Consider the following 253-nt stretch of genomic DNA (forward strand, 5'->3'; position numbering starts at 1 on the left):
GGGGGGGGGGGGCTCCGCTCCCCCGCCGCGCCGCCTGCCCGGCGCGCGCCACCCGGCCGCGGCGCGGCCGCCGGCGCCGGGCGGCGCGCGGCCGCCCCCCCCGGACCCGCCGATGAAGCCCGTGGATCCGCCACCGAGGCTGCCGGCACCCCCGGCGTAACCGGCCGAGCCGTTGCCGCTGACACCGCCGGTGCCGCCGTCGCCGCCGGCCCCGCCGTGACCGCCCCAGCCGTACAGCAACCCGCCGCAGCCC

General features: G+C 85.8%; 1 protein-coding gene. It reads right to left on the bottom strand.

The annotated features are described in order from the left end of the window. Positions 1-253, bottom strand: a 253-nt coding sequence (locus FPZ47_RS30920) for a hypothetical protein (RefSeq protein WP_210420069.1), incomplete at both ends; no start/stop codon positions are given.

The sequence above is a fragment of the Mycobacterium helveticum genome, from assembly GCF_007714205.1.
In the GTDB taxonomy this organism is placed as follows: domain Bacteria; phylum Actinomycetota; class Actinomycetes; order Mycobacteriales; family Mycobacteriaceae; genus Mycobacterium; species Mycobacterium helveticum.